Origin of the sequence: Faecalibacillus sp., from assembly GCF_047023275.1 — a bacterium.
Lineage (GTDB): Bacteria > Bacillota_I > Bacilli_A > Erysipelotrichales > Coprobacillaceae > Faecalibacillus.
In genome coordinates this window covers 1-14,249 of record NZ_JBKYAR010000045.1, presented here as the reverse complement: position 1 = coordinate 14,249, position 14,249 = coordinate 1, and the positions used below count along the sequence as shown (strand labels likewise).

Genomic DNA, 14,249 nt, shown 5'->3' with positions numbered 1-14,249 from the left:
TTTGATTAGTTTTCCAAGAAATACTTACCAACATTTATCTTGGGTTAGGTTTTTAAAATAAAAAAATAGGATGTGCTACAAAATGTAGCGCATCCTATTTTAATAAAGTCTACGACAATTATAAATACGACTATAGAAATAACTTCCTGGAGCAACAGATGTTACTTTTACACATTGATTAGGATCCTGACCAACAGTTTCAGAACCTTTTCCAGAAGCATGTACCATATTACCATTACCAATATAAATACCAATATGAGAAACGCCACTACCATAGCTAAAAGTAATAACATCCCCAATTTGTAAATGACTATAAGATACGGCCTTACCACTACTTGCATATCCTGCAGCAGTTGATCTTCCAATACTTACTCCAGTTTGATTATGTGCCCAATAAACAAGACCAGAACAATCAAAATAATTAGGACCGCTTGCACCCCAATAGTAACGTTTTCCTTGTTTAGATAAAGCTTTATTAGCAATAGCAATACCTAATGCTGTACTATCTTGAGATGGCTTAGAACTACTATTTGAATTGTTGTTTGAATTATTGTTGTTTGCATTACTATTCGAATTATTATTTGAGTTATTATTCGAATTATTTGTACTATTACTTGTGTTATTATTGCTTGAATTTTGATTATTGTTGTTAGAAGGATTTGGTTTAGGTGTAGGAATTTGACTGACATGTCCTACATCATCCTTTTTAGATTGTTCATAGAACGCAGCTAATGAAGCATCAATAGCATTTGAACGACTAGCAGCGACATTGGCATCTACTTCAGTAGCAGCAATTTGTTTTCTTTGTTCTTCTAATAAGGCTTCATATTGAACTTGAATAGTAGCTTGTTCCTTCTTTTGTTCCTCTAAAACAGCTTTAGCGTTTACTAATGTAACTTTTTGATTTTCAATTTCTTTTTTCTTTTCAAGCATTTGAGCAATTAATTCTTGATCACTTGCAGTAAGTGTGTTGAAACTATCTATTCTAGATAACATATCTGTGAAATTTTCAGCACCAAAGACATAATTGATAAATGTATTTTCATTCATATAAGATTGCATGACATACATACGATCTTTTATTTCTTGATTATCTTGATCAATTTCAGCTTGAGTATTTTGAATAGATGTTTCGACATATTGAATTTCAGCTTCTTTGGATGAAATATCTGCATTAATAGAATCTAATTTCTTTTGTACACTATCCAATGTTTGTGTTGTATTCGCTGCAGCACTTTTTTGATTTTCTAAATCCTTTTTTAATTTTTTATTTTTAGTTTTAAGATAACTATTAAATTCTTCACATGTTTTTTTATTACTATTAGTTAATTTTCCGCTTGCACATATCGACATGTATTTTGCTTCGTTTTTTGAAAAGTCAATAGCCTCAACAGGCTTTATACAATAACATGTAGATACTAACATAGCAGATGATACAAGACCTACAAAATACTTTTTAAATTTCAAGCGAAACACCCCCTCATATTATTTATACATCACTTCATTAAAAAAGTAAATAATCATAAATATCCCTAAAATAAAAAAGGCAAGATGCCTTTTTTAATATGGTCTTACTGCACAAGTAAATCTACTTACATTAGAAGCAATTTTAACAACATCACCTGTTCGAGGAGCATGAATATATCGTCCTCCACCAATGTAAATACCTACATGTCCGCTTTTCCATAAGATGTCTCCTGGTTGAGCTTGACTTAATGGAATGATGGCTCCTGCATGTCCTTGAGAACCAGAATAGTGATCAAGTGAAACACCAGCTTGAGCATAACACCACATAACTAATCCTGAACAGTCAAATGAATTAGGACCACTAGCTCCCCATACATAAGGACAACCTAATTTAGAATAAGCAGCAGCTACGACTGTTGAACCATACTTATTTGTAGTTGGAATATTTGTAGATGGTTTAATAGTTGTTGAACCATTACCTTTATTACCACCACTACCACCAGATGAAGATGGTTGAGTTACAACTACAGAAGATAAGAAAGAATCTAATGAGTTTTGAGTATCAGAAACTTTAGATTTTTCACTTTCAGCAGCAGCTAAATCTTGTTTTTGTTTAGCTAATAGATCTTCATATTGTGATTGTAAAGCATATTGTTGGTTTTGTTGAGAAACAATATTTGCTTTTACTGTTTCAACAGTTGCTTTTTGAGATTCAACTTGTTTCTTTTCATCAGCTATTTTTTCTACTAATTCTTTATCAAATTGAGTGATTTCATTGACACTATCAATTCTTGAAAAGAAATCAGAAAAATTAGAAGCACCGAAAATAAATTCAATATAACTATTACTATTGTTGTATGATTGCATTGCATACATACGTTCTTTGACTTCGTTTTCTTTAGCAGTAATACTATCTTCTAATGATTTAATTGAACTTTCTAAATAGTTGATTTCTTGTTGCTTTTGTTCAATTTGGTTATTTAAATCAGCAATTTTAGAAACTACATCATCTAATGAACTTTGAGTATCTGAAATTTTAGATTTAGATTCATCAATTGAACTTTGTAATTGATTGTTTTTCTTTTTTAAATAAGAATTAAATTGTTTACAAGTATTATAATTACTATTAGATAAACTTTTACTAGCGCAAAGTTTCATATATTTATTCTCTTGCCCTTCAAAGTTTACAGCATGAACTTGACTTGTAGAACAAAAAATTGATACTAACAAAGTAAAACAAATCATGGAGATAAAACTCTTTTTCATAACTATAATTCCTCCCGTAGCTATTATCTTATTTTTTTAACCAAAAGTAAATATAAACAACGATAATAATAACATTTTTGACATTATGACATATTTTATAATGAGGTGAATAATTTTGGTAAAACATGGAATAGATGTTTCTAAATTTCAAGGAGTGATTGATTGGCAAGAGGTTAAAAAACATATAGATTTTGCGATTATTAGATGTGGTTATGGGAGTAATCTTGAAAGTCAAGATGATCCTTTTTTTAAAAGAAATGCAGATGAATGTACACGTTTAAAAATCCCTTTTGGGGTTTATTTATATTCTTATGCAACCAATGAAAGAGAAGCTTTATCAGAAGCAGAACATGTTTTAAGACTCGTAAAAGATTATCAAATGGCTTATCCTGTTTATTATGATTTAGAAGATAATAATACAACTGGAAGACAAAGTAATCAAACAATAGCGAATATTGCTCAAACATTTGCAAAAAGATTAGAACAAGAGGGTTACTACGTAGGAATGTATGCATCATTATTCTGGTTTAGAACTAAACTTACAAGTCCTATCTTTAATGAATATACAAAATGGATTGCAAGATATAATGATGAACTTAATTATGATGGGGAATATGGTATGTGGCAATATAGCGCTACAGGAAATGTTTTAGGTATTGATACAATGGTTGATTTAAATTATGCCTATCAAGATTTTCCACAAATTATAGAAGAGGGTGGCTTCAATAATTTTTCAAATACAAATTTAACAAGGTATAAAATAGGAGATGAGGTAGAATTTCACCATGTATTTTTAACTAGTGAATCCTCGCAACCATTAATGCCATATCGTCATTTTGGAATTATTACAAGAATTGTTCAAGGAGCTAGAAATCCTTATCTTATCGGACAAGATGCAGGCTGGGTCAATGATCAAGTTATAGAAAGAAAAATAAGATATTTAAGTGCACCAGATTATACAGGTAATAGTTTTACAGATGCTTTGCGTTCTATTCAAGAAGATGCTTCTTTTGCTAATAGAACAAAATTAGCTAAATTAAATGGAATAGATAATTATACAGGTTCACAAAGACAAAATGATGAATTATTAAGATTACTTAAAGAAGGAAAATTAAGGACATAAAAAAGAGCTTAGATTCTTTTTTCATAAGCTCTTCTTAAAGAACCACTTTTTAAAGTGATTTCTCCACAATATTTAAAACCATATTTAGTTAAAAAACTTTGCATAGAAAGATTATCATGATGCGTATCCATTCTAACACTATGATAATCTGGATACATAGCAACTGCTTGATCTAAAATCGTAGAAGCTAATCCTTTTCCTTTATATTCATTATCAACAGCAATACGATGTACACATATATAAGGACAATTTAAAATCCATTTTCCTTCAATACGGTTATAAGCAGGTTCTCCATGAATCGTTACCATACACGTTCCTAAAATAACACCGTCTTCTTCTAAAACATAAGCTTCATTATTTTCTATATCTTTTTCAATTGTTTCTTCATTAGGATATCCATCTTGCCATTGATCAATATCATTATTTTTGAAATAAGTTTTTGCTTGATTAATAATGTCAATGACACGTGAAATATCTTCGATTTTCGTTGGTCTTAAAATCATTATTTTACCTCCCAAACATACTTTTCTAAATGATATAGACTTTTAGGTTGTTTGTCAAATTGTTTTGTTTACAAATCAAAAGCATTTGTTATAATAGCTGTATACAGAAGGAGGAAATAAAATGGTACTTGATCAAATCAAAGAAATTTTAAAAGATACAATGGATATTGATGAATCAAAAATTACTTTAGATGCTAAATTAAAAGAAGATCTAGAATTAGATTCATTAGATTCAGTTGAATTAATCATGTCTGCTGAAGAAGAATTTGGAATTGAAATTCCTGATGAAGACGTTATGAATTTTAAAACAGTAAACGATATAGTAAACTATATCGAAGAACATAAATAAAAGCTATAACAAGCATTTCGCTGTTATAGCTTTTTTACATTATTCTAAAATATATTTATTCATAAGTGTTTTATTTTTTTCTAAACATTTAAATAAGAATGCTCCAATAATTAAAACAATAAATTCACCAATGAAAACATAGAATGCATTAATCATAAATGGTAATTCTAAAGCTAGATAAAGTTCTAAACCAACGATTAAACCATTGACAACCCCACCAATTAAAGCTCCAGCAAAAACATTTTTAACATAATACATACCAAGACAAGCAATCAATGTTGCAGCTGTTCCAAAACAAATATCATATAGTCCCATTGGAGATGCAAGATTTGCAAGTAAACATCCAATAGTAAGTCCTGGAATAAATTTCTTGTTGTAACATGCAAGTAAAACAATAATTTCAGTTAAGCGCATTTGCACTGCTCCATAAGCAATAGGTGAAATCAAAATTGTTAAAACTGCATAAACAGCACCAATCATGGCATTCATTACAATTAATTGTACCTTTTTATTATTCATTTGTAGTCCTCCTCTTCTAAAGTACAGTTAGAAGCCAGATAAAATAAAAAAGATGACAGAGCCATCTTCATTACTTATCCTTAGTTTTTTATACTGGGTTTGGCTCTCGAACCAGTCTTTGACATTATACTAAAACGGGTAGTGAAAATCAATATATTTTATTTTATAATAAAGGTAAGGAGATGATGATTATGTTATGTCCAAAATGTCATAGTTTACTAACAAAAGGAGCCAAATATTGTGATATTTGTGGAACAAGAATACCGCAAGAGGATATCCAAGTAGAAGAAGTAGGTTCAAGGGTTAAAAAGAGAGAAAAACATAAAAAAGAAGTGCGTAAAAAAACTAAAATTATTATTTTAGGAATCATAGCACTTGTCGTGGTGATTGCTATGTTAGGATTTATTTTATTTTTTAAAGGAAATAAACCATCTTATTCACCAGATAATCTTGTTAGTCAACATGTTGAAAAACCATTACATTTAGAAAAAAGTAAAGTTACATTAAATATTGGAGATGAATATACCATTCAAACTAATCTTAAATGTACTTATCAATCTAAAAATGAAAAAATATGTATCGTAGATGCAAATGGTAAAATTACAGCTTTATCATCAGGTAAGACAAAAGTAATTTGTACTAGTGAATCTGGTAAAGAAAAAGCCCTTCAAGTTATTGTAAATGAAAAAATAGAAACAACAGTAGAAGAAAATACAGATGAGGATGAATATATATTTGCTCATAGTGATACAGAACTTCTTACAGAAGCTGATTTAGAAAATAAAGATGATTCTCAGTTACGGTTAGGACTTAATGAAATTTATGCCAGACATCATTGTACGTTTAAAACACCTGAGATTGCAGATTACTTTAAATCTAAAAGTTGGTATAGTGCAGATGAAACTTTGACATCAGAAATGATGAATAATCATATGTCAGAGTATTTTAATGAAATTGAATTAAAAAATATTTCCTTTATTCAAGCACATCGATGAAAATAATTTGCATACACTAAATCATAAATGAAAAAATATATGAAAATAGTTATCAAAATCTATAAATTTCATTTTCAATTCATAAAAGATATGTAAAATGAAAGTGTAATCAAAGAAGATTATAAAGTCATTCTTCTCTTAGATATTTTTTTGACAACTATATTCATTGAATGACGTAGGAAAAGTAAGCGACGCCCGTTTACTTTTCCTTTTTTTATCTATTAAGAATTTGGATGCGTCAAGAAAGATAGTATATAAAAATCATACTAAAACACTATGATGCGTTTGCATGATCTAGTATGAATTTTTTTACCCTGTGTTATATAACAGTTACCTAACTCTTCTCATAGGACCTTTACATACAGGACATTCTATTTCAACTTCACCATGTTTACTGGAGATTCTGTCTTCTTCTGCCAATTCACCAATAATCCAGTTAGGAACATTGTCAATATGACCACAAGCAGTACACTTCGTTTCGATAAGTATATCTTCTGCAATCATTGATGCATTTTTCACTGTAGAGTCTGTCATTAGGGGTACCTATGTATATTCACATTTTATAAGATTGCCACATGAACATAAAAGAGTATTTTTTTGCAATGATTCTATCATATGTGTGCGGTATTTTAGATGGTCAAGTTTGTTTTTTAAATCTTTTTTCTTTCTTTCAGATTTCTGATATACTTTTTATTCCTGTTTGAATAGAAACCATAGTATCTGACCATTTTAAAGTTTTCATCAGGACAGTGAAGGATAAGATTGTTTATAAAGTTTTCAGCACTTTCATATACTTCGATATATTTTTCATCCTCATGACGGTTGTACCATCATCTGATCATCTTTTTGTCATCTTCATATTTGATGATGCGGTTTTCAGCCATGGGAGGTCTGGAAGTGTATCTGGTAATGTAATTGACGCAATCATCAACATTATTGTCATCATTGTCTTTTTATTTCTTTTTAGCGTAGACATAAAAGCCGTTTACAAGTTCATCATAGAATCTCTGTTTAAGATAACGAAAATGTTTGAGCTTTTGTTTAGAAAGAAGATCAAGAACCTGATACATCCAAGTTTTTCTGAGCTTTTTATAGGAAATAAAAGAAAAGTTCTTCATTTTATTTTTTTTGGTATCAAAAGCTTCTTCACAAACAAGGCAGTGGATATGGGGATTCCATTTCAAATCTCTGCCAAAAGTATGTAAAGTCAAAACAGAACCGAAAACGATCTTGTTTCTGTCGTTTTTATAGGAGTAGGGGCATTTTGATTTTTCTGTACTTTGCATCATTAAAAACACAGGCAAGAGTGTTTCTGGCAGCAATAAAAAGAAGATTCAAAAGGGATCTGTCTTTAATAAAATAACCTCTTAGATGTTTTGGAATGGTAAAGACGATATGACGATGCTTGGCATCGAGAGCGATAGAGGAAATATGTGCAGCACGCAATTTAGCCCCTTTGGTACCACAAGAATTATAGAGCTTAGACTAGCACTAAAAAGGTAATAATCTTCAAAGATTATTACCATGTGGACAAAATTTATTTTCCCCCTTTTTTATAAAGAAAATATTTTTTCAAAGATAGGATCTTATTCATCAAAGGTAAGTGCAGATTATATAATGGATATTATATTCTTTATTGTTTAAAAATAACTATAATATTAACTTAATTGAAAAGATTGAAAGAGCAAAAAATATTCAAAATATAGAATTTTTAAAAAATTACTTAATTAACCATCTGACACATCTTTTGATTTAACTCCGTTATTCTCACTTTAAACCGAGGAGTATAATCTATCACTTCTTTAAAATATTATATACTTTTCTTAAAGAGGTGGATACTATGGCTAAAAATCAAAAACCAAAAAAGGATTCTTTAATTACTTTAACTAGAAAATATGCAAATAATCATGATGAATGTGTAAAATTCTTTTTTAAAATGAAATGGCCTGTTGGCTTTTACTGTGAAAAATGTGGATGTACACATTACTATTCCATTAAAAGAGGTGATGTCTTTCAATGTAAAGAATGTGGTCATCAACATTACTTACTTTCTAATACTATATTTCAAGATAATAAGCTAGATCTTTATAAATTGATTTTAGGAATGTATCTCTTTTTTACGGCAAATAAAGGTTTGTCTGCGATTGAATTAGCTAATGAATTAGAAATAAATTATAAAACAGCGCTATTACTTTGTAGAAAATGTAGGATTCTTATGTCCCAAAGTAACAGTGAAAAAATTCTGGACAGCTTTTTTTATGAAGCAGACGTTGCTTATATAGGCTCAAAAAGTAAAGAAGAACACAAACAAGGAGTTGCTACTGAACAGCAACCCTTTTTAGTAATGTTATCAACAGATAAAGAAAATAAATATCCAAAATTTTTAAAATTAATGCCAGTAGCTGTAGATAGTACAAATAATATTGTTAGATTCATCTCAAAAAAAGCAATACTTTCAAAAGAAAGAATACTAAACACTGATGGAAAAACAACTTTTTTAGGATTAACTGATAAAATAACATTAAAATCAGAAAAAATACTCTATGATGAAGAAAATCATAGATTGTATTGGCTTAATGTATTAATTGGTGATATAAAGAATAATATTACTGGTATATATCATGGAGTAACTAAACGTGACTTACCTTTGTTTTTGAATGAACAAGAATGGCGTTTCAACCATAGATATACTGGAAAGAACTTCATGAACAAAATACAGAAATATGTTTTGAAATCACATCCATGTCCTAAAAAAGCAATTATTACTGTACTCAATTTATCCGAACCATACTATGCACATGTGTCAGATGGTTAATTAAGAAAAATTAAAACAACGATTTTCTTTTAGTAAATCTTACTAGAAGGAACGTTGTTTTTTTATTCACATAAGCGTATAATAGAGGTAGTCTAAAAGAATTGGGGGAAACCAGAAATGTACAAAATAGTCAAAAAAGAAAGACTAAATGATGTTGTTGAATTAATGGAAGTTCATGCTCCAATGGTTGCTAGAAAGTGCGAACCAGGTCAATTCATTATTTTAAGAGTTGGTGAAGATGGAGAAAGAATTCCTTTAACAATTGCTGATTATGATCGAGAAGCTGAAACAATTACAATTATTTATCAAATTGTAGGTTTTTCAACTCGTCAATTAGCAAAATTAAACGAAGGTGATGAAATCACTGACTTTGTTGGACCTTTAGGTGTACCAACTGATTTACATAAATCAAATCATGTTGTTGGTATTGCCGGTGGGGTTGGTAGTGCACCATTATATCCACAACTTAAAAAATTAGCTGAAATGGGTGTAGATGTGGATGTTATCATTGGTGGACGTGAAGCACAATATGTATTATGGGCAGATAAGTTTAAAGCTTTCTGTAAAAATGTATATGTGATGACAGATGATGGATCTTTAGGAGAAAAAGGATTTGGAACTGTTAAATTACAAGAATTAATTGATAGTGGTGATCCAATAGATGAAGTAATCGCTATTGGACCAGTACCTATGATGAAAGCCGTTGTTGGGGTAACAAAACCTCATAACTTAAAAACAATGGTTTCATTAAACCCTATTATGATTGATGGTACAGGTATGTGTGGATGCTGCCGTGTTACTGTTGATGGTAAGATTAAATTTGCTTGCGTTGATGGACCAGACTTTGATGGTTTATCAGTAGATTTTGATGAATTAATGGCTCGTCAAAGAATGTTCAAAGAAGAAGAACATCAAGTAGATGCCAATGCAGATCGTATTTGTAATTTAATGGGAGGTGCAAAATAATGCCTAATATGTCACCAAATAAGGTTAAAATGCCTGAACAAGATCCTAATGTAAGAAATAAAAACTTTGAAGAAGTTTCTTTAGGATATACAAAAGAACAAGCTATGGAAGAAGCAACTCGTTGCTTAAACTGTAAAAAACCATTCTGTATGGATGGGTGTCCAGTAGGAGTACCAATTCCTGAATTCATTCATCATGTTGCAGAAGGTGAATTTGAAGAAGCTTATCAAACAATTACAAGAGAAAATGCATTACCTGCAATTTGTGGACGTGTTTGTCCTCAAGAAAATCAATGTGAAGGTAAATGTGTTAGAGGAATTAAAACTGAATCAGTAGGAATCGGACGATTAGAAAGATTCGTTGCTGATTATCATAGAGAACATGGAAAACCTGCAGAATTAAAAATTGAAAAAAATGGTAAAAAAGTTGCTGTTATTGGATCAGGACCTGCTGGTATTACATGTGCTGGTGAATTAGCTAAAAAAGGTTATGATGTAACTGTTTTTGAAGCATTACATAAAACAGGTGGGGTATTATCTTATGGTATTCCAGAATTCAGATTACCTAAAAAATTAGTACAAAGCGAAGTAGATGGTGTTGCTGCTTTAGGTGTAGATTTCGAAACTAACGTTGTTGTAGGACGTTCAATTACAATTGATGAATTACAAGAACAAGGATATCAAGGAATCTTCGTAGGTAGTGGTGCTGGTTTACCACGTTTCCAAGGAATTCCTGGTGAAAACTTAAATGGTGTTTACGCTGCAAACGAATTCTTAACTCGTGTTAACTTAATGAAAGGATATCAATTCCCAGATCATCCAACACCAGTTAAAGTAACAGATACAGTATGTGTTATCGGTGCTGGTAACGTTGCGATGGATGCTGCAAGAACTGCAAAACGTTTAGGAGCTAAAAACGTATATATCGTTTATCGTCGTGGACCTGAAGAAGTTCCTGCTCGTGCTGAAGAAGTACATCACGCTAAAGAAGAAGGAATTATCTTCAAATTATTAACTAATCCAGTTAAAATTGAAGGTGAAGATGGATGGGTTAAATCTATGGAATGTGTTGAAATGGAATTAGGTGAACCTGATGCATCTGGAAGAAGAAGACCAATCGCTAAAGAAGGATCTAACTTCACAATTGAAACAGGAACAGTTATCGTTGCTATTGGACAAAGTCCAAACCCATTAATTAGACATACAACTCCTGGTTTAGATTGCCAATCTTGGGGTGGAATTATCGTTGATGAAGATTCAATGAAAACATCTAAAGATGGTGTTTATGCAGGTGGAGATGTTGTTACTGGTGCAGCAACAGTTATCTTAGCTATGGGTGCTGGTAAAAAAGCAGCTAAAGCAATGGATGAATATCTACAAAATAAATAGTATTTAAAAAGTCAATTCACATTACGAATTGACTTTTTCTTTGGCTGTCATTAAATAACTAATTATATTTTCTATTAATGTTAGAACTATAATCATATTTATTTTTGGAATTAGAAGGCAAATGACTTCAATGCACATTGTTAATTTTGCTTTTTTATTTAAATATTTAAAATATTTGCTCATTACTAGTAATAATACAAATAGTATAAATAAAAATACAAGGAAATAATTACTTAAATATTGATATGCTAGTATTGAAATAAGATAAACGCTATTAGATGTAATAAAACATTTAACAGGACTATCACAATGATATCCACCTAAATTCACTCTTAATCCGGAAAATGCTAACATCCAAACTAGTGTCATAAGTCCTTCATGTAAACATAATCCTAGAATAAACATAAATATATTAACGACTGAATTAAATATTAAAACTTGTTGACCATACTTATAGACTTCATAATCTTCATCAAAATTATATTTATCATAAATTTTCTCTAACATCATCCTCTGTTCCTTTTAATAAAAATTTCATGTAATAAATACCATCTTTATAAATGTTCTTTTTCTTAACAATTAAATCAGATTCAATTTTACATCTATCATAATCATAAAAATCATTTTCTGAATAAAGTTCAACTAACGTATAAATGCCTTGGCCTTTGATGTGCAAAGTTATTTCATTATGTCTTTTAACATAATCTAATATTTCAGAAATAACATCAATAAAATCTAAATCATCATATTTTTCATTTTGACTAATCTCAAAGAAAGGTTTAATACTTATATTATCATCTTGTAACCTATTGATTTTTACAGAAATCAAAATATCAAATACTGGATTTTTAGATGCAACTAATTTTTGGTAAGTGTTTTTAGATTGATATTGTTCAATAGCTTTGGATATTTTTGGATTGGTATCGTTGTTTAAGTGTTTAATGTGTTCTAATATCCAATGAATACGATGTTTCTTATCATCAATATCATAACTAATGTTTTGTATGAGACGTAAACTTTGTTTTATATATTTTTCTTTTTGTAATTGTTTTTCATATTGCATCTTTTCTGTGTATATTTTATTAAAATAGATACCATTTATAATTATAAGAAAGAAAACGATTAGTAAGAGAGAACATACGATAAATGAACTGAAACTTACAGTAATATCAACAGAAGCATATCCGATTATACCGAAAATACTTAAAACTAATATTTCTGTAATGATTACAATTAGATATTGTTGATTCGGTACATTAAGGTCATATTTAAAATGTGAAAGTAGCCAATAAGTAAATAATACTAAAATGGTTTTAGAAAATACGCCAACCAATATATAAAATAGAATGGAGAAATCGCTATTTAACAATGGCCTGAATAAATAGTATAAAATAAATGTACATAAGAAAATAAAAAATATATAACCACCAAGTATAAATGCATCTCCTAGAAACATTCTGTCTTTTTTATATATTACAAATGAGTAACTTATAATAAAATAACCAATCATTAGTATAAATCCATTTTCTCTTAAAATATCACATAATTCACATATTAAAAATAAAGAAGTAAGTAGAAGACAAAACTGTTTTCTACTTGAAAATGAGTAATAAAGGTAAACGAAAGCAGTAAGTGTAAATACTTCTACAAAATTAAGAAATATACTATAAGCTACCATTGAGTAAATAATCCTGATAAGTTAGTTTAAATTTCTTTTTATATGTTTTACCTATATTAATTTCTTTCTTGTTTCTTAAGATGATGAACTTGGAATTTACGTCATAGACAAAATCTAAATTAATAAGATAGGATCTATGTACTTGTATGATATTGTTATTATTAAGTTGTTTTTGGAATTCTTTAATTTTTTCCTTAAATTTATATTCACCATCTAGTGTGACAATTTTTAAGTAATGACCATCAGCTTCTATGTAGATAATATCACAGGTATTAATACGTACACGTTTTTCTCTAGCGTTAATGACTATAAAACTTGTGTTCTCTAAATGTTCTTTAAACATTTTAAAGAAGATAGACATGTCTTCATTTAAATGATCTTTTCTAATGAAATAAAATGGTTGAAGTTCCATAGATTTATGAACAAAGTTGTTGTTCATGGTTACAAAAACAATAAGTGCTTTGGGAAACCTCTTTTTAAGTTCTATAGAAAAATCGATACCATTTATTGATTTACTTAAATGAACATCTATAAAAATAACTTGGTAGTCTTTTGTGTTATCAATTTCTTCAAAGTGATCCCCTAGACAAAAGAAATGGGCATCAGTGAATAGATTGTTATTTTTGAGTATATCAACAAACTCCTCTACAAAAGTATTTGTATCCTCTAATATCAAAATATTCATAATGATGCCACCTTTCTTATTTGTTTAAATTCTTTAATTGTTCAGGTTTGTCGAATTCATAGAAGTTAAAAGCAGACATTGATGTTGCGTTACTATAGGCAACTCCACCTAACAATGCAAAGTATTTTTCAATTAAATAGTTTATCATAATTACCTCCTTAAGTGTACTTTATATTTGACATAGATATGAAGTCAATAGAACGTGCATGAAAGAGTCTGTATCGTTCCTGAAGGTATCTTTTATAATGCGTAAAATGCACGATTTAATTGTTAACATGAATTAAAAGGGTGACGGATAATGAATGTTAATGAGATAATTATGAATAAAAGAATAGAAAGAGGTGTTTCTAGAAAAGAGCTTGCAGAGGGCTTAGGAGTAAGTGAGAGTACTATTTATAGAATTGAAACAAATCCTAATTTAAATCCCAATAATAAATTGCCATAAATTATATATGTCTTTTTGACTATCTTTTTATATCTTCCTAAATGTCCGCA

The 14,249-nt window shown here is 29.5% G+C and carries 15 protein-coding genes, 1 pseudogene and 1 riboswitch; of the genes and pseudogenes, 7 read left to right on the top strand and 9 right to left on the bottom strand.

Annotated elements, in window-relative coordinates:
• Positions 1-99 precede the first annotated feature (99 nt).
• A complete protein-coding gene (locus ACLVEP_RS11975) occupies positions 100-1,467 on the bottom strand; it encodes an NlpC/P60 family protein (protein ID WP_412585113.1) in 1,368 nt (455 codons plus the stop codon).
• A gap of 93 nt (positions 1,468-1,560) precedes the next feature.
• Positions 1,561-2,733 (bottom strand): NlpC/P60 family protein, encoded by a 1,173-nt coding sequence (locus ACLVEP_RS11970; protein ID WP_412585111.1) that lies wholly within the window; start codon positions 2,731-2,733, stop codon positions 1,561-1,563.
• Positions 2,734-2,848: 115 nt separating this feature from the next.
• Here ACLVEP_RS11970 and ACLVEP_RS11965 point away from each other — a divergent pair, with 115 nt between their 5' ends.
• Positions 2,849-3,856: a glycoside hydrolase family 25 protein gene (locus tag ACLVEP_RS11965; protein WP_412585109.1), complete on the top strand. Its 1,008-nt coding sequence runs from the start codon at positions 2,849-2,851 to the stop codon at positions 3,854-3,856.
• Positions 3,857-3,864: 8 nt separating this feature from the next.
• On the opposite strand, the gene ACLVEP_RS11960 is transcribed toward ACLVEP_RS11965, so the two are convergent.
• Positions 3,865-4,359, bottom strand: a complete 495-nt coding sequence (locus tag ACLVEP_RS11960) for a GNAT family N-acetyltransferase (protein WP_318000039.1) — start codon at positions 4,357-4,359, stop codon at positions 3,865-3,867.
• A gap of 121 nt (positions 4,360-4,480) precedes the next feature.
• Here ACLVEP_RS11960 and acpP point away from each other — a divergent pair, with 121 nt between their 5' ends.
• Positions 4,481-4,708: an acyl carrier protein gene (gene acpP / locus ACLVEP_RS11955; RefSeq protein ID WP_022001955.1), complete on the top strand. Its 228-nt coding sequence runs from the start codon at positions 4,481-4,483 to the stop codon at positions 4,706-4,708.
• A gap of 39 nt (positions 4,709-4,747) precedes the next feature.
• Here acpP and ACLVEP_RS11950 read toward each other — a convergent pair whose 3' ends face one another.
• The gene (locus tag ACLVEP_RS11950; RefSeq protein WP_412585108.1) at positions 4,748-5,227 is read right to left on the bottom strand and encodes a QueT transporter family protein; all 480 of its coding nucleotides are present in this window, start codon (positions 5,225-5,227) and stop codon (positions 4,748-4,750) included.
• 74 nt (positions 5,228-5,301) lie between these two features.
• Positions 5,302-5,348, bottom strand: a riboswitch (PreQ1 riboswitch).
• 70 nt (positions 5,349-5,418) lie between these two features.
• Between ACLVEP_RS11950 and ACLVEP_RS11945 the strand changes: the two genes are divergently transcribed.
• A complete protein-coding gene (locus ACLVEP_RS11945; protein WP_412585107.1) occupies positions 5,419-6,222 on the top strand; it encodes a YARHG domain-containing protein in 804 nt (267 codons plus the stop codon).
• A gap of 650 nt (positions 6,223-6,872) precedes the next feature.
• Here ACLVEP_RS11945 and ACLVEP_RS11940 read toward each other — a convergent pair.
• Positions 6,873-7,508: pseudogene (locus tag ACLVEP_RS11940) on the bottom strand (transposase).
• Between the two features lie 554 nt (positions 7,509-8,062).
• On the opposite strand from ACLVEP_RS11940, the gene ACLVEP_RS11935 reads away from it, so the two are divergent.
• From ACLVEP_RS11935 to gltA, 3 genes are all read left to right on the top strand, one after another.
• The gene (locus tag ACLVEP_RS11935) at positions 8,063-9,037 is read left to right on the top strand and encodes an IS1595 family transposase (RefSeq protein ID WP_257360652.1); all 975 of its coding nucleotides are present in this window, start codon (positions 8,063-8,065) and stop codon (positions 9,035-9,037) included.
• 117 nt (positions 9,038-9,154) lie between these two features.
• Complete coding sequence (locus ACLVEP_RS11930) at positions 9,155-10,003, top strand: sulfide/dihydroorotate dehydrogenase-like FAD/NAD-binding protein (protein ID WP_117788143.1); 849 nt, start codon at positions 9,155-9,157, stop codon at positions 10,001-10,003.
• The gene (gene gltA / locus ACLVEP_RS11925) at positions 10,003-11,391 is read left to right on the top strand and encodes an NADPH-dependent glutamate synthase (protein WP_032090871.1); all 1,389 of its coding nucleotides are present in this window, start codon (positions 10,003-10,005) and stop codon (positions 11,389-11,391) included. The genes ACLVEP_RS11930 and gltA overlap by 1 nt, the downstream gene beginning before the upstream one ends.
• Positions 11,392-11,412: 21 nt before the next feature.
• Here gltA and ACLVEP_RS11920 read toward each other — a convergent pair whose 3' ends face one another.
• Genes ACLVEP_RS11920 through ACLVEP_RS11905 form a run of 4 tightly spaced genes read right to left on the bottom strand, consistent with a single transcriptional unit; the run spans position 11,413 to position 13,902 of the window.
• Positions 11,413-11,898: an accessory gene regulator B family protein gene (locus ACLVEP_RS11920; RefSeq protein WP_256186982.1), complete on the bottom strand. Its 486-nt coding sequence runs from the start codon at positions 11,896-11,898 to the stop codon at positions 11,413-11,415.
• Complete coding sequence (locus ACLVEP_RS11915; protein ID WP_412585106.1) at positions 11,879-13,069, bottom strand: hypothetical protein; 1,191 nt, start codon at positions 13,067-13,069, stop codon at positions 11,879-11,881. Before ACLVEP_RS11915 ends, ACLVEP_RS11920 begins: the two co-directional genes overlap by 20 nt.
• Complete coding sequence (locus ACLVEP_RS11910) at positions 13,056-13,754, bottom strand: LytR/AlgR family response regulator transcription factor (RefSeq protein ID WP_412585105.1); 699 nt, start codon at positions 13,752-13,754, stop codon at positions 13,056-13,058. Before ACLVEP_RS11910 ends, ACLVEP_RS11915 begins: the two co-directional genes overlap by 14 nt.
• Before the next feature lie 16 nt (positions 13,755-13,770).
• A complete protein-coding gene (locus ACLVEP_RS11905) occupies positions 13,771-13,902 on the bottom strand; it encodes a hypothetical protein (RefSeq protein ID WP_256179748.1) in 132 nt (43 codons plus the stop codon).
• 171 nt (positions 13,903-14,073) lie between these two features.
• On the opposite strand from ACLVEP_RS11905, the gene ACLVEP_RS11900 reads away from it, so the two are divergent.
• Positions 14,074-14,199, top strand: coding sequence for a helix-turn-helix domain-containing protein (locus tag ACLVEP_RS11900; protein ID WP_412585104.1), 126 nt, complete (start codon positions 14,074-14,076; stop codon positions 14,197-14,199).
• Positions 14,200-14,249 lie beyond the last annotated feature (50 nt).

Excerpts from the sequence above, each read along its gene's own strand:
- ACLVEP_RS11930 (WP_117788143.1), top strand. The coding sequence starts at position 9,155 with ATGTACAAAATAGTCAAAAAAGAAAGACTAAATGATGTTGTTGAATTA.
- acpP (WP_022001955.1), top strand. The coding sequence starts at position 4,481 with ATGGTACTTGATCAAATCAAAGAAATTTTAAAAGATACAATGGATATT.
- ACLVEP_RS11950 (WP_412585108.1), bottom strand. The coding sequence starts at position 5,227 with ATGAATAATAAAAAGGTACAATTAATTGTAATGAATGCCATGATTGGT.
- ACLVEP_RS11915 (WP_412585106.1), bottom strand. The coding sequence starts at position 13,069 with ATGGTAGCTTATAGTATATTTCTTAATTTTGTAGAAGTATTTACACTT.
- gltA (WP_032090871.1), top strand. The coding sequence starts at position 10,003 with ATGCCTAATATGTCACCAAATAAGGTTAAAATGCCTGAACAAGATCCT.
- ACLVEP_RS11970 (WP_412585111.1), bottom strand. The coding sequence starts at position 2,733 with ATGAAAAAGAGTTTTATCTCCATGATTTGTTTTACTTTGTTAGTATCA.
- ACLVEP_RS11910 (WP_412585105.1), bottom strand. The coding sequence starts at position 13,754 with ATGAATATTTTGATATTAGAGGATACAAATACTTTTGTAGAGGAGTTT.
- ACLVEP_RS11920 (WP_256186982.1), bottom strand. The coding sequence starts at position 11,898 with ATGTTAGAGAAAATTTATGATAAATATAATTTTGATGAAGATTATGAA.
- ACLVEP_RS11935 (WP_257360652.1), top strand. The coding sequence starts at position 8,063 with ATGGCTAAAAATCAAAAACCAAAAAAGGATTCTTTAATTACTTTAACT.
- ACLVEP_RS11945 (WP_412585107.1), top strand. The coding sequence starts at position 5,419 with ATGTTATGTCCAAAATGTCATAGTTTACTAACAAAAGGAGCCAAATAT.
- ACLVEP_RS11905 (WP_256179748.1), bottom strand. The coding sequence starts at position 13,902 with ATGATAAACTATTTAATTGAAAAATACTTTGCATTGTTAGGTGGAGTT.
- ACLVEP_RS11960 (WP_318000039.1), bottom strand. The coding sequence starts at position 4,359 with ATGATTTTAAGACCAACGAAAATCGAAGATATTTCACGTGTCATTGAC.
- ACLVEP_RS11900 (WP_412585104.1), top strand. The coding sequence starts at position 14,074 with ATGAATAAAAGAATAGAAAGAGGTGTTTCTAGAAAAGAGCTTGCAGAG.